We start from the raw sequence: 21161 nt of genomic DNA, 5'->3' as shown, positions 1-21161 counted from the left end.
CGGCTCAGGGGTCGTCTCATCCGACGGTGATGTCCTGGCGCAGGCGCAGGTCCCGGGAGGAGGACCCGACGTGGACGGTGCGGCGGCCGGCGGCGAGCACCCATCCGCCGGCCGACCAGTACTCCAGCGAGCGCCGGGCCACCGTCACCGTGACGCGGCGCACCTCACCGGGCGCCAACCGCACCCGGCCGAACCCGGCGAGCGTCCTGGGCGGCATCGGCACGGGCGGGCCGGCCGGCGGCGTCAGGTACACCTGGGCCACCTCCACGCCGGTGCGGCGGCCGGTGTTGCGGACGGTGAAGGAGACGCTCAGGCCGCCGCCCGACGGGCGCACCGCCAGGTCTCCGTACGCGAACCGGGTGTAGGACAACCCGTGCCCGAACGGGAAGAGCGGCTCGATCCCCCCGGCGTCGTAGTGGCGGTAGCCGACGAAGACGCCCTCGTCGTAGCGGGCGACCCCGCCGACGCCCGGATAGCGCTCCGGCGACGCGGCCGGCGCGTCCTCGGCCCGCCGGGGAAACGTGACCGGCAGCTTGCCGCCCGGACTGGCACCGCCGAACAGGAGCGTGACGGTGGCGTCGGCGCCCTCCTGGCCGGGGTACCACATCTGCAGGATCGCCGGCACGGCGGCCAGCCACGGCATGAGCACCGGATCGCCGGTGTTGAGGACGACGGCGGTGCGGGGGTTGGCGGCGGCGACGGCGGACACGACCGCGTCCTGGCCGTCCGGCAGCGCCAGGCCGGCGCGGTCGACGCCCTCGGTCCCCTCGTTGTAGGCGAAGACGAGCACCGTCCTGGCCTTCCCGGCCAGCCGGGCGGCCTCGCGCACGGCCTCCTCGCGGCGCTGCGGGGTGATCCAGGCCAGCCTGACCCGCAGCGGCGTGCCGGCCATGCCGGTGGCGGCGATGGCGATCGGCGTGGGCCGCCCGGCCTCCAGGCGGACGGCGGCGCCGGCGTTCGTCAGGCCGCCGGAGGTCGCGATGAGGCTGCTGTTGCCGCCGAACATGGCGCCGGCGGAGCCGATCCGGACGCCGTCGACGGTCAGCGAGATGGACCCGCCGAACGACGGCAGTCCTCCCGCCCCCTGGACGCGCAGGTCGTACTCGCCACTCTCCGGGGCGGTGATCGTGCCGGTCCAGGTCCAGGAGGAGCCGGCCGGCAGCGCGTTCGCGCCGGTGTGGTCCACCTGGGCGGCGGGCTCCGGCGGGCCGCCCCGCTGGGCGCGCAGCAACGACAGCGCTCCGGCGGGCACCGGCACGCCTTCCAGGTCCACGCCGGTGGCCCATCGCACCCGGCCGCCGGAGCCGGCGCGGCGGCGCAGGACCGTCAGCGGGCTGTCGGCGCTCGCGGGGATCACCCGCGCGCTGCCTCCGCCGCCGACCAGCGGGATGGCGGCCGTGGGGCCGATGACGACGAGGTCGGCCAGGTCGGCGCGGCCCAGCGGCAGCAGGTCGTGCTCGTTGCGGAGCAGGACCGCGCCCGCCAGCGCGATCTCCCGCGCGGTCCTGGCGCCGGCGGCGGCGTCCATGGGCGGGCGCGGCCGGCCGCCGCCGAGCAGGCCGAACCGGTCGAGCTGCACCAGGACGCGGCGCACCGCCGTGTCGACCACGGACTCGGGCAGCCGCCCCGAGGTGACGGCGGCGACGAGGCCGGCGAAGTTCGCTCCTGTCGGCATCTCCATGTCGAGACCGGCGGTGATGGCGGGCACGGCGCTGTGCGTGGCCGACCAGTCGGACATCACCCAGCCCGGGTAGCGCCAGTCGTCGCGCAGCACCTCGGTGAGCAGGTGCCGGTTCTCGGCCGCGTACTCGCCGTTGACGCGCGGGTAGGCCGCCATGACCGAGCCCGTGCCCGCCGCCACGGCGGCCTCGAACGCCGGCAGGTAGATCTCGCGCAGGGTGCGCTCGTCCACCCGCGCGTCGACGCTGCGGCGGGCGTTCTCGAAGTTGTTGGCGGCGTAGTGCTTGACGGTGGCGATGAGGCCCTCGCCCTGGATGCCGTGCACCTCGTCGGCCACGATCGCCGCCGCGAGCAGCGGGTCCTCGCCGAACGTCTCGAAGTTGCGGCCCGCCTGCGGCACCCGGACGATGTTCGTCATCGGCGACAGCAGCACGTCCATGCCGAGCGCGCGGCCCTCCCGTCCGATGACGGCGCCGAACCGCCTGGCCAGATCGGGCGCGAACGTCGAGGCGAGCGCGACGGGGGCGGGCAGCGCGGTGGCGCTCGCCGTGACGCGCACCCCGGCGGGGCCGTCGGCCAGGCGCAGCTCGGGGATGCCGAGGCGGGGCACGCCGGGCACGTATCCGGCCTGGCCCTTGGGGGCGGGATCGGTGCCGCCGTGCAGCAGCGAGACCTTCTCCGCCAGCGTCAGCCGGCCCAGCAGCGCGTCGACGTCGGCGCGGCCCGCGCCCGGCACCCGGGCGAGAGCGTCGGCGCGGCGGCCGGTTCCCAGCATCGGGGCGGCGGCGGCCGCCGCGCCGAGCAGCTTGACCGCGTCGCGGCGGGACAGGGCGGGACGGAGGGCTGCGGCCATGGGTACAGCTCCTTCGGGGAACGGGCGGGCGGGCTTGGTCGCGCCTGGAACATACGAGCCGGGCGCGGGCCCGCGATAGCGCTTTCACCGCTGGACGGAAGACTTTTGCGTCACCACCGTGAAACGGGAGCGCGGGTTGACCTGCGGAGGTGGCGGCCATGACCGTCGGCCTGGTGCTGCCGGCCCACGCCGCCCGAGGCGCGGGGAGCGCTACCTAACGCTGATCCGGCGCTACCTGGCGCTGATCCGGCGCTCTGGCCGGTGCTTCATCACAACTCACGAAGACAGCGCGGGAGGCCCGCTGTTACGTTGCGCCATGAAGAGAATCGTCGCCACCGTAGCGATCGTGGCCGCGAGCCTGTTCTCTTTCTCGGTCGCCTTCGCACCGCAGGCCGGGGCCCACGGCGGGACCATCCACACCAACCATTGATCCGTTTCCGCGCTCGGCGCCCCCTCACCCGTTGAGCGCGGAAACACCCGCGCGGCGCAGCTCCGATAGGTGATGTTAGCGTTAACATCAGCGACCGAAACAGCCCTGAACCTACGAAGTCTGACAAGGACCGTCAAGGCCATCCGTCCGCGAGGCAGGCATCCTCGCAGTTCAGCGAGGCGCCGTCGATGTAAGTTTCACACCTGCCGCTCCCCAGGTTGACACCGGCGAAAAGCCGCGCCTACATTGCGTCCGACGCCGGCGCAGCGTCCGATGGGCGGACCGACCCCGTCCACTCCCCTGGGAGGACCCTTGCGCCGCCTGTCCCGTCTCCTTCTCGCCGTCGCGACCGCGCTGCCGCTCACGGGGGCCGCGCTCGCCTATCCCGATCCAGGCCGGGTCACCGGAGACGTCGTCGTGCACGACCCCACGATGATCCGCACCTCGTCCGGTTACGTGATCTACTCCACGCACGGCTACCTGGAGGCCCGCACCTCCACCGACCGGATCGCGTTCACCCGCGCCGGCTCCGCCTTCCGCACGCCGCCGTCGTGGTGGCGCACCTACTCCTCGGGCAACGACCCGTGGGCGCCGGACATCTCCCAGCAGGGCGGGAGGTACCTGCTGTACTACGCGGTCTCCAGCTTCGGCTCCAACAACTCCGCCATCGGCCTGGCCACCAGCTCGACCGGCCAGCCGGGCTCGTGGACGGACCAGGGTGTCGTGTACGCGACCACCACGAGCGCCGACCACAACGCCATCGACCCGAACCTGCTGGTCGACGCCTCGGGCCGGTGGTGGCTGAGCTTCGGCTCCTACTGGACCGGCATCCGCATGATCCGGCTGAACCCGGCCACGGGCAAGCGGCTCTCCTCCGACCAGACGCTCTACCATCTCGCCACCCGGCCCGACGCCCCCTACGCCGTCGAGGGCCCCGCCATCGTCCGGCACGGGAGCCACTACTACCTGTTCGCCTCCTACGACCGGTGCTGTGCGGGGACGGACAGCACGTACAAGATCAAGGTGGGCCGCTCCACCAGCCCCACCGGGCCCTACACCGACCGCTCGGGGCGGTCCATGCTGAGCGGCGGCGGCACGGCCGTGCTGGAGACCCATGGCCGCTTCATCGGCCCGGGGGGCCAGAGCATCCTGCACGACTCGGACGGCGACCTGCTCGTCTACCACTACTACGACGGCGCGGCGAGCGGCACGCCCAAGCTCGGGATCAACCTCCTCGGCTGGGACTCGGCCGGCTGGCCCTACGCCTACTGATCGCCCTCTCGAAGCAGGTGAGCGCCGAAGAGCCGCCCGGGCACGATCCGCTCGGGCGGCCCCGCCGGATGAAGCCCTTTTCTCATCGGGGAGGGCCGTTGGGCGCGCGCGGGTCCAGCCCGAACGCCTCGGCCAGCAGCCGGTAGCAGCGCAGCCGGTCGCCGTGGTCGTGGATCATGTTCATCACGATCAGCTCCGCCGCGCCGAGGCCGTCGCCCAGGCTGCGCATGAGATCGCGGACGCGCTCGGGCGGGCCGGCGAAATACCGCGGCCACTCGGTGACCTCGCCCTCAAGGGGATGCGGCCCGCGCGCCAGCTCCGCCGCCGCGTCCCCGGCGGCGGCGATGGCGCGGACGTCGCCGGCGAAGAGCCGCTTGCGCGCCAGCAGGTGGCTGGCCAGCAGGCGCTGCGCCTGCGCGTCGGTGTCGGCGACGTACGCGCCCACACCGAGGATGAGCAGCGGTCGCGGCCCGGCGAAGTTCTTGGTGTACACCTCGACGGCCTCGCGGGTGGTGTGCGGGCTGATGAAGTGCGCGTACGCGTACGGCAGCCCGAGCCGGGCGGCGGTGACGGCGCTGCGCACGCTGGAGCCGAGCAGCCACACCGGCGGCACGGCGGGCACCCGCGGCATGACGGTGATCGGCGCATGCCCGCCGGAGAAGTCCTCGCGCAGGTAGGCCAGCAGCGCGGCGAGCCTGGCCTCGAAGTCGTCGGCGGGCGGATCGTCCCAGCGCATGGCCCGCGCCTCGGCGGGTCCGGCCCCGCCCGACCGGCCGACGCCGAGGTCGATGCGGCCCGGGTGGAGCGCCTCCAGCACGCGGAAGACCTCGGCCACCTTGAGCGGGCTGTAGTAGGGCAGCAGCACGCCGCCCGAGCCGACCCTGATGCCGGACGTCCGCGCCGCGATCGCCGGGATCAGGATCTCGGGGGCGGGGCCCGCGTGGGACACGATGCCGTGGTGCTCGGCGACCCAGTAACGCTCGTAGCCGAGCCGGTCGGCCAGTTGGGCCAGCTCCAGCGTGTTGTGCAGGGCCTGGGCCGGAGCGGTTTCCGCCGCCACGGTGGACTGGTCGAGCACGGACAGTTTCACCGGTCGACTCCTCGGGGGTCGGGAGACGGTCCCAGTCAAGCACGGGCCAGCGGGCGCGCGCGGATCACTCCTGGCAGCCCCGTTGCTCCTGGTGGTGGAATCGTTCGATCATTTGGCCGCGGGCTTTATTCATCTTCGATCAGGTTCGATCGGTACGATGGCCGCATGGGATCGACACCAAGGTGAAGGGGTGCGCATGACGGTCTCCGACGCGCAGGGCCAGTTGCCGGCCGAGCGGCGCGCGCGGCTGATGGAGCTGCTGCGGCGGCGCGGGATCGTGCGGGTGCACGATCTGGCCTCGGAGCTGGCGGTGTCGGCGATCACCATCCGGCGCGACATCACGCTGCTGGCCGAGGAGGGGGCCGTCCGGCGGGTGCGCGGCGGCGCGGCGCTGGCGGAGGAGCCGTCCCGGCCGAGGAGCGCGCCGGCGGACCGCGCGGGCGGAGGGGACGAGGCCGCGCCGATGACGGTGGGGATGGTGGTGCCGTCGCTGGACTACTACTGGCCCGACGTCATCCGCGGGGTGCGCGAGGCGGCCGGCGAGGCCGGGGTGCGGGTGGTGCTGCGCGGGGCGACGTACCAGGTGGCCGACGAGCGGCGGCAGCTCGCCTCGCTGGTGGAGACCGTCGGGGTGGACGGGCTGCTGGTGGCGCCGACGACGGAGAGCGACGAGGGCGAGGCTCTCGTGTTGTGGTTGCAGGCGGCCGGGCTGCCGGTGGTGCTGATCGAGCGGGCGGCGGCGGTGGGACCGTACCGCGAGGCCATGGAGTCGGTGGTCAGCGACCACGCGCTGGGAGCGGCGATGGCCGTGCGGCACCTGGCCGAGCTGGGGCATCGGCGGGTGGGCGTGATCACGACGCTGTCCAGCCCGACGGCGCCGCACGTGCGGGCCGGATGGCGGCTGGCCTGCGCGGAGCTGGGCCTGGTGACGGACGGCGTGCCGGACGTGCGGACGGTTCATCGGCGGGATCCGGGATGGATGCGGGCGGTGGACGCGGTGCTCGACGCCTGCGCGGCCTCGGGGACGACGGCGCTGCTCGTGCATTCCGATCCGGAGGCGATCTCGCTGGTGGAGCGGTGCCAGGATCGCGGCATCCGGATTCCCGGGGATCTGGCCGTGGTCACCTATGACGACGAGGTGGCCGAGTTGTGCGATCCGCCGCTGACCGCCATCCGGCCGCCCAAGGCGGCGATCGGGCGGGCCGCGTTCGGGTTGCTGGCCGCGCGGCTGCACGATCCCGAACGGCCCGCGCACCGGATCGTCATCGGGCCGCAGCTCATCATCCGCGACTCGTCCTCATGACCGGGTGAGCAGGGCGGCGACGTCGAGGGCGTCGACGGTGCCGTCAGGCCAGGCCACCCGGACTGAAGACGGGCCGTCCCAGGTCACAGCGGGCGGCTGATCCGCGTCGGTCTCGGCTGATGGGCGGTGCACGGACAGGTGGATCGCCGCGTCGTACCACCTGCCTGTCTGCGCCGCCGTGGCCGTCGCGCACCACGGCACGAGGGTCCACGGGGCGAGCGGGGAGGCGTCCTCGGCCGAGGTCACGCCGTGGTCGTCCAGCCCGGCGCCGGCGCGTACCAGGGAGTGCGCCGTGCCGTCGGCGGCCGCGCTCCCCGTGCCCGCGTGCGGCGCCGACGCGGGAAGGGGCCAGCCGCCGATGCGAAGCCGCCCGGCCCCGACGGCGGCCCCGACGGCGGCAACGGGGTCGGCATCGGCGGGGTCGGGGGCTAGGCGGACGAGGCGGAGCTCCCAGGGCCCGCGCACCAGGCTGAGCACGTGCGTCCACGGCCCCAGCCGCACCTCACCCGAGCGCCCGTGCCCGTGGTCGGGGCCGGCGTCCGGCTCGACCCAGTGGGCCCGCCAGCGCGACGCCCCGGCGAGCGTCCCCGTGGCGAGCCGGTCGAGGAGGAGCGTCTCGAAGCCGGTGCGATGGCTGGGCGCTCCGGAGGCGTCGAGCAGCACCACCGACTGGTCGAGGGGATGGCCCGCGTGCTCCCCCGCGAGGACGGGAGAGGTCGCGGTCGAGTAGCCGAGGCGCGCGTACAGGGGCGAGTCGCTCAGGTGGGACCCGGGCAGGGAGTGGTCGGTGCCGTGGTTGGTCACCCGCACGACGCCGTCGCCCCGCGTGCCGCTGACGAGCCAGCCCGGCGCGCGGACGACCCGCTGGAAGTCGCCGGTCTCGACCGGCAGGGGCTCCTCGACGGCCGTCCACACCGGGTGATCGGCGGGCAGGGTCAGGCCGAAGAAGCCCTTGGCCGCCCAGTACGGCGAGCCGGGCCCCGAGTAGGACTGCGCGATCGGCCGCCACGGCCCGTGCCAGCCCAGGGTGAGCAGCCCGTCCTCGTCCGGCGCCCCGTGCTCGGCGAAGTGGCGCGCGATGCCGGACGCGGCGCGGCGCAGCAGGCCGGGAGCGGGGTCGGTGAGGCCCGCGCGGGCGCCGAGCCAGAACTGCGCCGCCGCGGCGAACCGGTAGGTCAGGCTGCGCCCCTGAATGAGCGGCGACCCGTCGGCCCCCACCAGGTGGACCGCGTCGCGCAGGTACTCCTGGAGCCGCCCCAGGTACACCGGCCGCCTGGCCTCGGCCTCCGGCTCCCCCGCGGCCATCTCGGTCCAGAGCAGCGGGTAGAACTGCAGCGCCCATCCGGCGTAGTGGTCGTAGGCGCGTTCGGCGCCGTCGGCGTACCAGCCGTGCTCGCGGGCGAAGCCGTCGGAGAGCGCGAGCCCGGCCGCGATGTCCGCCCGCGAGGACGGCCCGCCGACGGAGGCGAGGAACTGCTCGACGACGATCTGGAACCAGACCCAGTTGATCGGCGGGTAGCCGGAGCCGATCGCCGGGGCGAGGTAGGCGACGACGCGCTCCTGGACGGCGGGCTTGAGCCGGTCCCACAACCAGGGCCGCGTCAGGTGCAGGACGAGGGCGATCGAGGCGGCCTCCACCTTGGCCTGGCTGTGCTCGTCGAGCCGCACCCAGCGTTCGGGCGAGTGCGGGTCGGTGCCGGTGGCCAGGCCCTCGGCGTACCACTCCATCAGGCCGAGCGGGTCGGCGCCGCCCTCCCCCGCCACCCGGAACCCGGCGGCGAGCAGGGTGCGCGCGTAGCCCTCCAGCCCGTCGACGGCGCTCCCGTAGCCGCCCGGCCGGCCGGGGAACGTGATGCGCGCGTGGCCGGGCGAGCCGTGGCGGCGGGCCGCCAGCAGGACGCGGTCGGCGAGCGCCGCCCAGTGGTCCCTGGTCCATCCCGTGTACGGCGAAAGCCGCCGGTCGTCGTACGCGCGCATCATCCGGCCGCTCCTCCACGTGACTCCGGGCCGACGCGATCGTGACACCGGCCTTTCCGGCACGTCAAGCCTCGGCGAACCAACGTAGCCACATCTTGATTGCACCTGAGCGTTGCTGATCGATGAGACCTCTAGCGGCCTTGGCCGATCGCACCTGAGTTAACCTGATCGTCTCCGGATGAGACGCCGGGATGGAAGAATGTCCGATTTACGCCGTTGACATCACCACAAAACGGACTTTAGGTTGATGCGAAACGTTTCGACAACCGCATCGGCCTCCCGGCGGCCGACCGTGTCCAGAGGCGGAGTGCATGTCCTCGTTACGTGACGTGGCCGAGCGTGCGCAGGTCGCGGTCAGCACCGTCTCCGCCGCGCTCAACGGCACCCGCCCGGTCGCGGCGGCCACCAAGAGGCGCATCGAGCAGGCCGCCGCCGAGCTCGGCTACCGCCCGAACCTGCTGGCCAGAGGTCTGCAGAGCAAGCGCACCCGGATCCTGGCGCTGCTGTACCCGGCGCCGCGCAGCGGATTCGGGCTGACCGAGATGCAGTTCGCGACCGGCGCCGCCGAGGCGGCCGGCGAGCTGGGCTACCACCTGCTGCTCTCCCCCGAGACCGCCGACCCGATCGCGGAGCTCCGGCACCTGACCGGGCTGGGGCTGGTGGACGGCGTGCTGCTGATGGAGGTGCCGCTCGACGACCCGCGCACGGACTTCCTGGCACAGGCGGGGGTGCCGTTCGCGATGATCGGGCGCACCCGCGAGCCGGGCTCGATCGACTACGCCGACATCGACTTCGCGGCGACGGCCAGGGACGCGGTGGCGCACCTGGCCGGGCTCGGCCATCGCGAGCTGGCCTTCTTCAACCACTCGACCGACGCCTACGCCGCCCAGTACGGGCCCGCGATCCGGGCCGGCGCCGAGTTCGAGCGGGCCGCCCGCGCGGCGGGCCTCGGTTACGCGGGCGGCCTGCGCGCCGGCTCGGCCGAGGAGGGCCGCGCGGCGTTCGAGCGGCTCATGAGCGAGCATCCTGGCGTCAGCGCGGTGGCCGTGATGGACGACCACGCGGCCGTCGGGGTGCTGGCGGGCGTGGCGGCGCGCGGCCTGCGGATCCCGGACGACCTGACGCTGATGCTCGTCCTGACCTCGGCCCGGGTCGCCGAGATGTTCCACCCGAGGCTGACGACGATGGAGCCGCCGAGCGCGGAGCTGGGCCGGCTCGGCGCGCGCATGCTCATCGACCGGCTGCGCGGCGACCCGCCGCCGCAGCAGCGGCTCCTGCCCTGCCGCCTGGTGATCGGGGACAGCTCCGCAGGACCGCGCGAGGGAGGGGATTCATGACGGGCATGCGCACGCTCACCGACGGGCGCGGCCTGCTGTTCGGCGGGGACTACAACCCCGAGCAGTGGCCGGAGCACGTGTGGGCCGAGGACGCCGAGCTGATGCGGGCCGCCGGGGTCAACCTGGTCACCGTCGGCGTGTTCAGCTGGGCGCGGATCGAGCCCGAGCCGGGCGCGCGGGACTTCGCCTGGCTGGACCGGGTGCTCGACCTCATGGGCGAGGCCGGCATCGCGGTGGACCTGGCCACCCCCACGGCCTCGCCGCCACCGTGGCTGGGCCACCGCTGGCCGCAGACGCTGCCGGTCGACGAGCAGGGCCGCCGCCTGTGGTACGGCTCCCGCAACCAGTTCTGCCCGTCCTCGCCGCGCTACCGCGAGCGGGCCCTGGCCATCGTGACCGACCTGGCCGACCGCTACGCCGGGCATCCGGCGCTGGCCCTGTGGCACGTGGGCAACGAGTACGGCCAGATCTGCCACTGCGACGAGTCCGCGGCCGCGTTCCGCGCCTGGCTGCGCGAGCGCCACGGAGACCTGGACACGCTCAACGCGGCCTGGGGCACCACGTTCTGGAGCCAGCACTACGGCGACTGGGCCGAGATCGTCCCCCCGCGCCACGCCCCCTACATGATCAACCCGGCGCAGCGGCTCGACTGGCGGCGTTTCTGCTCCGACGCGCTGCTCGACCACTTCAAGGCCGAGCGCGACATCCTGCGCGAGCGCACCCCCGGCGTGCCCGTCACCACGAACTTCATGGGCCTGTTCAAACCGGTGGACGCCTGGAAGTGGGCGCGCGAGGAGGACATCGTCTCCAACGACTGCTATCCCGAGCCCGGCGACCCGCTCTCCCCCGCCAGGACGGCGCTCACCCACGACCTGATGCGCGGCCTCGGCGCGGGCCGGCCGTGGCTGCTGATGGAGCAGGCCACGGGTGGCGTCAACTGGCGCCCGCACAACCTGCCCAAGCCGTCCGGCCAGTTCCGGCTGGAGTCGCTGCAGGCGCTGGCGCGCGGCGCCGACGGGCTCTGCTACTTCCAGTGGCGGGCCTCGGCGTTCGGCGCCGAGCGCTTCCACGCCGCGATGGTGCCGCACGCCGGCGCCGGCACCCGGCTGCACGCCGAGGTCCGCGCGCACGGGCAGGAGTTGCGCCGGCTGGCGTGCGTGGCGGGCGAGCCGGTGCCGGCGCGGGTGGCGATGGTGTTCGGCTGGGAGAGCTGGTGGGCGCTGGAGGAGCGCGGGCGGCCCAGCGACCGGCTGAACGCCGACGAGCAGCTCCTGCGCTACTACCTGCCGCTGTGGGAGCGCGGCGTGGCGGTGGACGTCGTGCCGCCGTCGGCCGGGCTGGGGGCGTACGCGCTGGTCGTGGTGCCGAACCTGTTCCTCATCGGCGACCGGGACGCCGCCGCGCTGACGGCGTACGCGCGGGCCGGCGGGGTGCTGGCGGTCGGGCCGTTCTCCGGGGTCGTGGACCCGCGGGCGCACGTGCGGGCCGGGCGCTTCCCCGCGCCGCTGCGCGAGGTGCTCGGCGCCTCCGGCGAGGAGTGGCTGCCCGCCCCCGACGGGCCGGTGCGCTGCCGGTGGGCCGGCGGCGCCGCGTTCGACGCGCACACCTGGACCGAGCTGGTCGCCGCCGAGGGCGCCGAGGCGGTGGCGGAGTTCACCGAGGGCGACCTGGCGGGCCGGCCGGCCGTGCTGCGGCACCGCGTCGGGGAGGGCGTCGCCTGGTACGTCGCGACGATGCCCGGCCAGGACGCGCTCGCCGAGCTGACCGGGCGCCTGCTGGCCGACGCCGGCGTGCGCGGCGTCCTGCCGGACCTGCCGGCCGGCGTCGAGGCCGTCCGCCGCGGCGACGTCCTGTTCCTGCTCAACCACGGCCCCGGGACAGCGCACGTGCCCCTTCCCCATCCGGCGCACGACCTGCTGACCGGAGCCGGCGTGACCGGCGAGGTCACGCTGACGCCCCGCGCGGTCGCCGCCCTACGCCCCTGCGTTCCGGCATGAAGTTCAAGGACGGCCACTGGCGGATGCGTCCCGGGGTGCGCGGCGACTACGCCACCGCGGCCCACGACGTGACGGCGGACGCCGGCTCGCTGCGGGTGCTGGCCCCGACCCGGGAGATCACCCGGCGCGGCGACACCATCGACGGCCCCGTGTTGCGGGTGGACCTGTCCGCCCCGATGCCGGAGGTGATCCGGGTCCGCGTGGTGCACTTCGCCGGGTCCGTGCCCGGCTCGCCCGCCTTCGAGGTGCGCGACGAGGCGCCCGAGGTGACGATCGCCGTGGACGGCGAGGCGGCGAGCCTGACCAGCGGCGCCCTCACGGTGCGGGTGCGCAGGGACGCACCCTGGGAGATGACGTTCAGCGCGGGCGGGCGCGAGCTGACCCGCAGCGCCGGCAAGAGCCTGGGCGTCATGACCGACGCCGGCGGGCGGCACTTCCTGATGGAGAACCTGCGCCTGGGCGCCGGGGAGCTCGTGTACGGGCTCGGCGAGCGGTTCGGCGCGTTCGTGCGCAACGGGCAGTCCGTCGACATCTGGAACGAGGACGGCGGCACCAGCAGCGAGATCGCCTACAAGAACATCCCCTTCTACCTGACCAACCGGGGTTACGGGGTGTTCGTCAACCATCCCGGGCGGGTGTCGTTCGAGGTGGGCTCGGAGACGGTGTCGCGGGTGCAGTTCAGCGTGGAGAGCCACGACCTGGAGTACCTGATCATCCACGGGCCGGCGCCGGCCGACATCCTGCGCCGCTACACCGCGCTGACCGGCCGCCCGGCGCTGCCGCCCGCGTGGTCGTTCGGGTTGTGGCTGTCCACGTCGTTCACCACCGGCTACGACGAGGCCACGGTGACGTCGTTCGTGGACGGGATGGCCGAGCGGGAGCTGCCGCTGAGCGTGTTCCACTTCGACTGTTTCTGGATGCGGCGGTTCCGGTGGTGCGACTTCGAGTGGGACCCGGAGGTCTTCCCGGATCCCGAGGGCATGTTGCGCCGGCTCAAGGAGCGGGGGCTGCGCGTGTGCGTGTGGCTCAACCCGTACATCGGGCAGGCGTCGGAGCTCTTCGGCGAGGGGACCGCGGCCGGGCACCTGCTGCGCCGGCCGGACGGGACCGTCTGGCAGGATGATCACTGGCAGGCGGGCAGGGCGCTGGTGGACTTCACCTCCCCGGCCGCCCGCGCGTGGTATGCGGGCAAGCTGCGCGGGCTGCTCGACATGGGGGTGGACACGTTCAAGACCGACTTCGGCGAGCGCATCCCCACGGACGTCGTGTACGCCGACGGCTCCGACCCCGGGCGCATGCACAACTACTACGCGCTGATCTACAACCAGACCGTCGCCGACGTGCTGGCCGAGCGGCGCGGGGCGGCCGACACCGTGGTGTTCGCGCGCTCGGCCACGGTCGGCGGGCAGCGGCTGCCGGTGCACTGGGGCGGCGACTGCGAGTCCACCTACGAGGCGATGGCCGAGTCGCTGCGCGGCGGGTTGTCCCTGGGGCTGGCCGGGTTCGGCTTCTGGAGCCACGACATCGGCGGCTTCGAGGGGCGGCCCGATCCGGCGGTGTTCAAGCGGTGGGTGGCGTTCGGGTTGTTGTCGTCGCACAGCCGGTTGCACGGGAGCGGGTCCTACCGGGTGCCGTGGTTGTTCGACGAGGAGTCGGTGGACGTGCTGCGCGCCTTCACCCGGCTGAAGGCGCGGCTGATGCCCTACCTGTACGGCGCCGCGGTCCAGGCGGCGACGGACGGGCTGCCGGTGATGCGGGCGATGCAGCTGGAGTTCCCCGGGGACCGGGCCTGCGACCACCTGGACGCGCAGTACATGCTGGGCCCGGACCTGCTGGTGGCCCCGGTGCTCTCCACCGAGGGTGACGTCTCCTACTACGTGCCTGAGGGCGCCTGGACCCGGCTGCTCGGCGGCGAGACCGTCCAGGGCCCGGGCTGGCGTACCGAGCGGCACGGGTTCGACAGCCTGCCGCTGCTGGTGCGGCCGGGCGCGGTGCTGGCCACGGGCGCCCGCGCCGACCGGCCCGACTACGCCTACGCCGACGGCGTCACCCTGACCGTCTACGAGCTCCCCGACGGAGCCGCCCGCACCATCACCGTGCCCACCCCGGACGGCGGCGTCGGCGCCGTGTTCGAGGTGTCCCGCTCGGGTGAACGCGTGACGGCCCGTCGCAGCCAGGGCGCGCCCGCACCCTGGACCCTGCGGTACGCGGACGCCCGCGGCACCGCCGGGGCCGGCACCGAGCACATCGAGATCACCCTCTAGGAGCAGCCGCATGACCGCTTTCCCCGAGAACTTCCTGTGGGGCACCGCCACCGCCGCCTACCAGGTCGAGGGCGCCTGGGCCGAGGACGGGCGCGGCCCGTCCATCTGGGACACCTTCTCCCACACCCCCGGATTGGTCACCAACGGCGACACCGGTGACGTGGCCTGCGACCACTACCACCGGCTGGAGGAGGACCTGGACATCCTGGCCGAGCTGGGCGTCGGCGCGTACCGGTTCTCGATCTCCTGGCCGCGCGTGCAGCCGGGCGGTCGCGGGCCGCTCAACCGGCCTGGCGTGGACTTCTATGACCGCTTGGTCGACGGCCTGCTCGCCAGGGACATCGCCCCGGTGGCCACGCTCTACCACTGGGACCTGCCGCAGGAGCTGGAGGACGCGGGCGGCTGGCCGGAGCGCGACACCGCGCTGCGCTTCGCCGAGTACGCGCGGCTGATGGGCGACGCGCTCGGCGACCGCGTCCGCACCTGGATCACCCTGAACGAGCCGTGGTGCTCGGCCTACCTCGGCTACGCCTCCGGCGTGCACGCCCCGGCCAGGACCGAGCCCGCCGCCGCGCTGGCCGCCGTGCACCACCTCAACCTGGGCCACGGCCTGGCCGTCCAGGCCCTGCGCGCCACCGCGGCCCGGGACGCGCAGATGTCGGTCACGCTCAACCTGCACCACGTGCGCGGCGTGTCCGAGCGGGACGCCGGCGCGGTGCGCAAGGCGGACGGCCTGGCCAACCGGGCCTTCCTCGGCCCGATGCTGGAGGGCGCCTATCCGGGCGACCTCATCGCCGACACCGCCTCGGTGACCGACTGGGCCTTCGTGCGCGACGGCGACGAGGCGACCGCCTGCCAGCCGCTGGACGTGCTCGGGGTCAACTACTACAACCCCACGCTGGTGCGCCACTGGGACGGCGGCACCGCGCGGGAGACCTCCGACGGGCATCAGGACGGGGCCGCCTCGCCGTGGATCGCCTGCGAGGACGTCGAGTTCGTCCAGCAGCCGGGGCCGTACACGGAGATGGGCTGGAACATCGACGAGACGGGCCTGACCGAGCTGCTCCTGCGGCTGCACCGCGACTATCCGGGCACGCCGACGATGATCACCGAGAACGGCGCGGCGTTCGCCGACGTCGTGGCGGCCGACGGGCGCGTCAGGGACGAGCGCCGCGTCGACTACCTGCACCGGCACCTCAGCGCGGTGGCCGAGGCGATCGCGGCCGGCGCCGACGTGCGCGGCTACTTCGTGTGGTCGCTGATGGACAACTTCGAGTGGGCGCACGGGTACGCCAAGCGGTTCGGCATCGTCCGGGTGGACCACGACACGCTGGAGCGCACCTGGAAGGACAGCGCCCACTGGTACCGCGACGTGGTCGCCTCCGGCAAGCTGCCCTCCTAGGGTTTGCGGGCCACGCCTCCGACGAAGGTGTGGTAGGTGATGCCAGGAGTGGCGTGGTCTCCCTCGTCGGGGCGCCACTCCGGCAGCGGCACCAGGCCGGGCTCCAGCAGGTCGAGCCCGTCGAAGTAGGCCAGGATCTCCGCACGGGTGCGCCACCGGCCGGTACCGAGGTTCTCGTTGAAGATCTTCTCGGCCGCGAACGCCTGCTGCGACACCTCCGGCAGCGCCTCCCCCGGGTTGTGGAAGTGGGAGATGACCACGTGGCTGCCGGGGGCCAGCGGCGCCACGAGCCGGGCCAGGACCGCGCCCGGGTCCTCCTCGTCGCCCAGATGGTGCAGGAGCCCGAACAGCAGCAGGCCGACCGGCTCGGCGAAGTCGATCAGGGCCCGCGTCTTCGGGTCGTCGAAGATCTTCTCCGGCTCGCGGGCGTCGGCGTTGACGATGGCGGTGGTGTCGTCCACGGCCAGCAGGGCGCGGCCGTGCACGAGCACGATCGGGTCGTGGTCGACGTAGACGACCCGGGTGCCCGGGGCGGCGGACCGGGCGATCTCGTGCACGTTGCCCTGGGTGGGCAGGCCGGAGCCGATGTCCAGGAACTGGCGGATGCCGGCCTCGGCGGCCAGGTGGCGGACGGTGCGGCGCAGGAACTCCCTGTTGGCCAGGGCCGCCTCGGGCGCGTCGGGCGCGACCCGCAGCGCCAGCGCGGCCACCTGGCGGTCGACCTCGTAGTTGTCCTTGCCGCCCAGCATGTAGTCGTAGACGCGGGAGACACTGGGCTTGGTGGTGTCGATGCCGTGCGGCGCGCTTTCCTGCTCGCTCTCGGGCACTGTCGGCTCCTAGGTTTTCCGGGGGGTCAGGCTCATGATCCTAATTCCGAAACCCCGTCAAACACCGGCATTCGACACACCTAGTTCGGCGCGGAGCAGGCGGGCCGCGCCTGCCATGGCGCGCATCTTGCCCTCGGCGGAGGCGCGCGGCAGATACTTCATCCCGCAGTCGGTCGCGATGACGATCCGCTCGGGCGGGACCCGGTCGAACGCCCGGCGCACCCGGTCCGCCACCACCTCCACCGGCTCGACCTCCGGCGTGGACAGGTCGATCACCCCGAGGATGATCGTCTTGTCCTTGAGGTCGGACAACACCCCGAGGTCCAGCCCCGACTGCGCGGTCTCGATCGACACCTGCCCGACCGGGCAGCCGGCCAGCTCGGGCAGGAACGAGTACGCCTCGGGCCGCTCGTGGATGATCGCGGCGTACCCGAAGCAGACGTGCACCGCCGTCGTGCCGCTCACCCCGTCCAGGGCGGCGTTCAGCGCGGCGAGCCCGTAGGCGCGCGCCGCGTCCGGCCGGGCCTGCAGGTACGGCTCGTCGATCTGCACGATGTCGGCCCCGGCCGCGAACAGGTCGCGGATCTCGGCGTTGACCGCGGCCGCGTAGTCCATGGCGGCCGCCTCGGCGTCGGGATAGTGGTCGTTCTGCGCCTGCTGGCTCATCGTGAACGGCCCGGGGACGGTCATCTTGACCCGATGATCGGTGTGCGCACGCAGGAACCGCAGGTCGCCGACCTCGACCGGGCGCGGCCGGCGGATCGGGCCGACGATGCGCGGCACCGGGTTGGGGTGGCCGCTGCGGTCCAGCGCCGTGCCGGGGTGGTCGAGGTCGACGCCCTCCAGGGCGGTGGCGAAGTGGTTGGAGTAACTCTCCCGGCGGATCTCCCCGTCGGTGACGATGTCGAGCCCGGCGCGTTCCTGGGCTCTGATCGCCAGCTCGGTGGCGTCGTCCTGCGCCTGCGCGAGCAGCGGCGGCGGGACGCGCCACAACTCCTTCGCGCGGACGCGGGGCGGGAACCGGCCGGCCAGCTTGGCGCGGTCGATCAGCCAGTCGGGCTGGGCGTAGCTGCCGACCAGCGAGGTCGGCAGCAGCGGCGGCGGGGAGATCACGGGGCCCTCCTTCACACGGTCTTACCAGCGGTCGAGATGCAGCACCTCGTCGAGCGGCTGACGCGAGGCGGGCTTGAAGGTGTCCCCCGTGTAGTAGGCGGTCGGGAGGAGCACGCCCTGACGCACGTCGTCCGGGATGCCGAGCAGGTCGGCGATCTCACTCTCGTACGCCAGGTGCAGGGTCGTCCAGGCCGTGCCGAGTCCCCGGGCCCGGGCGGCCAGCATGTAGCTCCACGCGGCGGGCAGCAGCGACCCCCACAACCCGGCCTGGCTGCCCTCCGGCAGCCCGTCCCCGCCCACGGAGAGGCACCCGATGACCAGCACCGGCGCATCGCCCATGTGCTCGCCCAGGTAGACCGCGCTGTCGGAGACCCGCTGCTGCTCGGCCGACCTGACCGGGTCGTCCTTGAACAGCGCGCCGGCCGAGCCGCCTGAGGCGTGGTAGACCTCGAAGGAGCGGCGATAGTAGTCGCCGATCGCCTTGCGCGTCTCCGGGTCGGTCACCACGATCCAGTGCCAGCCCTGCCGGTTGCCGCCGCTGGGGGCCTGGAGCGCGACCTCCAGGCACTCCCTGACCAGCTCCATCGGCACGGGACGGGTGAGGTCGAGGCGCTTGCGGACGCTGCGGGTGGTGGTGAGCAGCTCATCTGGTTCGATCGTCATGCGGCCATCATGCAACGCCGGCGGATGATCCGCAGGGTCCGCCCGGCCGGTTCCGGGCCGCGAACCCGCCGCGACCGGGCCTTCAGGCCGTGAACCCGTCTCGGCCGGGCCTGCAGGCCGCGAACCTGTCTCGGCCGGGCTTCAGGCCGCGCCCAGCCACAGGTCGGGGCCGAACACCTCGTAGTGGATGTCGCGCGGCGCCACCCCGGCCGCGATCAGCCGGCCGCGCGCCGCCCGCATGAACGCCACCGGGCCGCACATGTAGACCACCGCGCCCGGCGGGATCTCGACCCCGGCCAGGTCCATCCGGCCCGCGCGGCCGCCGCCGCCCGCCTCGTACCAGAAGACGCGCTCCCCGTCGGGCAGGGCGGCGGCGAGCCGCTCCATGTCCGCGCGCAGGGCGTGGTCGGCCTCGGAGCGGTCGGCGTGCAGCAGCAGGACCCGGCGGGTGTCGCCGGTGTTCACCAGGTGCTGCAACATCGCGGTCACCGGGGTGCAGCCGATGCCCGCCGAGACGAGCACGACCGGGGCGTCGTCCTCCTGGAGGGACACGTCGCCGAACGGCGCGGACAGCGTCAGCTCGGCACCCTCCCTGGCGGTGGCGTGCAGCAGCGCGGACACCTCGCCGTCGCGCTTGACGGTGATCCGGCGCAGCCCGTCCGCGCCGTGCCAGGACAGCGTGTACTGCCGCGACTGGCGCACGCCGTCGGGCATCCGCACCCGCACGCTGACGTACTGACCGGGCCGGGCGGGCGGGACCGGCTCGTCCCCGACCGGCCGCAGGACGAGTGACACCACGTCCGGGGTCTCCTCGCGCCGCTCGATCACCTGCCAGGTCCGCCAGGTCTCGCCCTCGCGCACGCCGGCCTCGGCGTAGATCTTCGCCTCCATGGCGATCAGCGCGCCGGCCATCAGCCAGTAGACCTCGTCCCAGGCGGCCGCGACCTGCGGGGTGACCGCGTCGCCGAGCACCTCCGCGATCGCGCCGAACAGGTACTTGTGCACGGTGACGTACTGGTCGACGGTGACGCCGACCGCCGCGTGCTTGTGCGCGATCCGCGACAGCAGCGCGTCGGGGCGCTCCTCCGGGTGGTCGAGCAGCAGGCCGGCAAAGGCCGCAACCGCCCCGGCCAGGGCCCTGCGCTGCTCGCCGTTGCGCTGGTTGCCCCGGTTGAACAGCCCGTCGAGCAGCTCGGGACGCTCGGCGAACATGGTGTCGTAGAACCGCGCCGTGATGGTGTCGAGCTCCGCCCCGACGACGGGCAGCGTCGCGCGGACGACCGCCACGCTCTCCTCGGACAGCATGAGAGAACCCCCAGAGATAAATTGGTATCTGGGATTCATATTATGAGGCGGGTGCGGCGGCCCTCTCCCCGGGGGCCGTCAGGGACAGCAGCACCGCTCCCGTCGGGGCGGCGACCAGGGACTCGACGGTCACCAGGTCGAGCGAGGCGTAGAAGGCCTCCTGCGCCTGGCGCAGCGCGGACCGCAGCCGGCAGGCCGCCCGCAGCGGGCAGGGCGGGTCGTCCTCGCAGCCCACCACGTCGCCCGCGCCCTCCAGGCTGCGCACCAGGCCGCCGACCGTCGCGGCCCGCCCGGCCCCGGTGAGCTGCAGCCCGCCGCCCCGGCCGCGCCTGGCCTCCACCACGCCCAGCTCGCTGAGCCTGGCGACCGCCTTGGCGGCGTGGGTGTAGGGGACGGCGAGCAGGCCCGCGATGGCCCGGGTGGTCAGCAGGTCGTCCGGCCGCCCCACGGCCAGGCGCATCACGATGCGCAGGGAGATGTCGGTGAAGGCGGTCAGGCGCATACGTCCACCGTAGGCGACCGCCTCCACCAGGTGTGCTTCAGAGACGGCCGAGCACCGACATGGCCGGCAGGGCCCGGTCGGCGTAGTCGAACAGGGCCTGGTTCTCCCAGCCGTTCCCGGTCGACGGGTCGGCCGGGTCCCAGCCGTTGCCCTGGACGCCGGTCCAGGTGGCCTCCCAGGTGAACAGCCCGAGGCCGAGACCGCCCGGCACCTGGCGGACGATGTCGGCGACCTTGGCGAGCATCGCCGACTGCCCCTGCGGCGTCGCCGGGTAACCCGGGTACGGCTCGGCGGAGACGATGATGTTCTCCCAGTCGTCGTCGTCGGCCGTGGTGAACGGGTACGCGGTCTCCACCACGACCACCGGCTTGCCGTACCGGGTGGCGACGTCGTTGATGTTGGCCTGGAAGGCCGCCAGCGTGCCGTGCCAGTACCCGTAGTACGACAACCCGATCACGTCGTACCGGATGCCGTTCGCGCCGGCGTTGTCGAACCACCACCGGTACAACCCGTTGTCGCCCCCGTTGGCCAGGTGCAGGACCACCTTGGTCGAGGCCGACACCCTCTTGACCGCGTCGTACCCGGCGTTCAGCAGCGCCGCCGTGTTCGCCCAGGTGGAGTTGGCGCCGTCCGGCCAGAGCAGGCCGCCGTTGATCTCGTTGCCGACCTGCACCATGTCGGCCGTGGTGCCCTGGCGGCGCAGCGCGTCGAGGACGTCGAAGGTGTGGTCGTACACGGCCTGCCTGAGCTGGTCGAGCGGGAGCGCCTGCCACGCGGCGGGCTTGAACTGCTTGCCCGGGTCGGCCCAGGTGTCGGAGTAGTGGAAGTCCACCAGCAGCCTCATGCCCTGCGCCTTGATCCGCTTGGCGAGCGCGAGGACCTGCTTCTTGGTGTTGTAGCCGTCGGCCGGGTTCACCCAGACCTTGAGCCTCATGTAGTTCAGGCCCGCCTGCGCCAGGATGCGCAGCGCGTCGCCCCTGCGCCCCCGGGCGTCGCGGTAGACGCCGCCGAGGGCCTCGGACTTGGCGAGGCTGGAGACGTCGGCGCCCCTGATCGGGAGCCGGGCGTGGGCCTGCGCCGGTTGCTGCGCGCCGAGGAGGGCCGCGAGTAACAACAGCGCGGTCAGGATGCGTTTCATCGAGGGGT

15 protein-coding genes are annotated in these 21161 nt (G+C 73.6%); 6 read left to right on the top strand and 9 right to left on the bottom strand.

Annotation, left to right across the window (positions count from 1 at the left end):
- Positions 1-16 precede the first annotated feature (16 nt).
- Positions 17-2533, bottom strand: coding sequence for a glycoside hydrolase family 3 protein (locus ACWD0F_RS12170; RefSeq protein WP_449874539.1), 2517 nt, complete (start codon positions 2531-2533; stop codon positions 17-19).
- A 742-nt stretch (positions 2534-3275) separates the two neighbouring features.
- Here ACWD0F_RS12170 and ACWD0F_RS12165 point away from each other — a divergent pair.
- Entirely contained in the window at positions 3276-4235 is a 960-nt protein-coding gene (locus ACWD0F_RS12165; RefSeq protein ID WP_449874537.1) for an arabinan endo-1,5-alpha-L-arabinosidase, read from the top strand.
- 82 nt (positions 4236-4317) lie between these two features.
- Here the strand turns inward: ACWD0F_RS12165 and ACWD0F_RS12160 are convergent, their stop codons facing one another.
- Complete coding sequence (locus ACWD0F_RS12160; RefSeq protein ID WP_449874535.1) at positions 4318-5325, bottom strand: MsnO8 family LLM class oxidoreductase; 1008 nt, start codon at positions 5323-5325, stop codon at positions 4318-4320.
- Between the two features lie 196 nt (positions 5326-5521).
- Here ACWD0F_RS12160 and ACWD0F_RS12155 point away from each other — a divergent pair, with 196 nt between their 5' ends.
- Complete coding sequence (locus ACWD0F_RS12155; RefSeq protein WP_449874533.1) at positions 5522-6628, top strand: substrate-binding domain-containing protein; 1107 nt, start codon at positions 5522-5524, stop codon at positions 6626-6628.
- Here the strand turns inward: ACWD0F_RS12155 and ACWD0F_RS12150 are convergent.
- Positions 6623-8608, bottom strand: coding sequence for a DUF2264 domain-containing protein (locus tag ACWD0F_RS12150; RefSeq protein ID WP_449874531.1), 1986 nt, complete (start codon positions 8606-8608; stop codon positions 6623-6625). The genes ACWD0F_RS12155 and ACWD0F_RS12150 overlap by 6 nt on opposite strands.
- A 308-nt stretch (positions 8609-8916) precedes the next feature.
- Between ACWD0F_RS12150 and ACWD0F_RS12145 the strand changes: the two genes are divergently transcribed.
- Genes ACWD0F_RS12145 through ACWD0F_RS12130 form a run of 4 tightly spaced genes read left to right on the top strand, consistent with a single transcriptional unit; the run spans position 8917 to position 15605 of the window.
- Positions 8917-9942: a LacI family DNA-binding transcriptional regulator gene (locus tag ACWD0F_RS12145; RefSeq protein ID WP_449874529.1), complete on the top strand. Its 1026-nt coding sequence runs from the start codon at positions 8917-8919 to the stop codon at positions 9940-9942.
- Positions 9939-11939, top strand: coding sequence for a beta-galactosidase (locus ACWD0F_RS12140; protein ID WP_449874527.1), 2001 nt, complete (start codon positions 9939-9941; stop codon positions 11937-11939). Before ACWD0F_RS12145 ends, ACWD0F_RS12140 begins: the two co-directional genes overlap by 4 nt.
- Positions 11936-14203 (top strand): alpha-xylosidase, encoded by a 2268-nt coding sequence (yicI, locus tag ACWD0F_RS12135; protein ID WP_449874525.1) that lies wholly within the window; start codon positions 11936-11938, stop codon positions 14201-14203. The genes ACWD0F_RS12140 and yicI overlap by 4 nt, the downstream gene beginning before the upstream one ends.
- 10 nt (positions 14204-14213) lie before the next feature.
- The gene (locus tag ACWD0F_RS12130; protein WP_449874523.1) at positions 14214-15605 is read left to right on the top strand and encodes a GH1 family beta-glucosidase; all 1392 of its coding nucleotides are present in this window, start codon (positions 14214-14216) and stop codon (positions 15603-15605) included.
- Here the strand turns inward: ACWD0F_RS12130 and ACWD0F_RS12125 are convergent.
- The 6 genes from ACWD0F_RS12125 to ACWD0F_RS12100 all read right to left on the bottom strand — a co-directional run bounded on the left by ACWD0F_RS12125 (position 15602) and on the right by ACWD0F_RS12100 (position 21153).
- Positions 15602-16432 carry an SAM-dependent methyltransferase gene (locus ACWD0F_RS12125; protein WP_449874521.1) on the bottom strand — a complete coding sequence of 277 codons (831 nt, stop codon included), beginning with the start codon at positions 16430-16432 and terminating at the stop codon, positions 15602-15604. The two genes, ACWD0F_RS12130 and ACWD0F_RS12125, sit on opposite strands and share 4 nt — an antisense overlap.
- Before the next feature lie 57 nt (positions 16433-16489).
- Positions 16490-17545, bottom strand: coding sequence for a uroporphyrinogen decarboxylase family protein (locus ACWD0F_RS12120; RefSeq protein WP_449874520.1), 1056 nt, complete (start codon positions 17543-17545; stop codon positions 16490-16492).
- Positions 17546-17566: 21 nt separating this feature from the next.
- A complete protein-coding gene (locus ACWD0F_RS12115; RefSeq protein ID WP_449874519.1) occupies positions 17567-18208 on the bottom strand; it encodes a nitroreductase family protein in 642 nt (213 codons plus the stop codon).
- Between the two features lie 141 nt (positions 18209-18349).
- Entirely contained in the window at positions 18350-19513 is a 1164-nt protein-coding gene (locus ACWD0F_RS12110) for a globin domain-containing protein (protein WP_449874517.1), read from the bottom strand.
- Between the two features lie 40 nt (positions 19514-19553).
- A complete protein-coding gene (locus ACWD0F_RS12105; RefSeq protein WP_449874515.1) occupies positions 19554-20015 on the bottom strand; it encodes an RrF2 family transcriptional regulator in 462 nt (153 codons plus the stop codon).
- 37 nt (positions 20016-20052) lie between these two features.
- Positions 20053-21153 carry a glycoside hydrolase family 53 protein gene (locus tag ACWD0F_RS12100; protein ID WP_449874513.1) on the bottom strand — a complete coding sequence of 367 codons (1101 nt, stop codon included), beginning with the start codon at positions 21151-21153 and terminating at the stop codon, positions 20053-20055.
- Positions 21154-21161: the final 8 nt, after the last annotated feature.

The sequence above is a fragment of the Nonomuraea sp. NPDC002799 genome (genome assembly GCF_053592075.1).
This window is presented reverse-complemented; position numbering and strand designations above follow the sequence as displayed.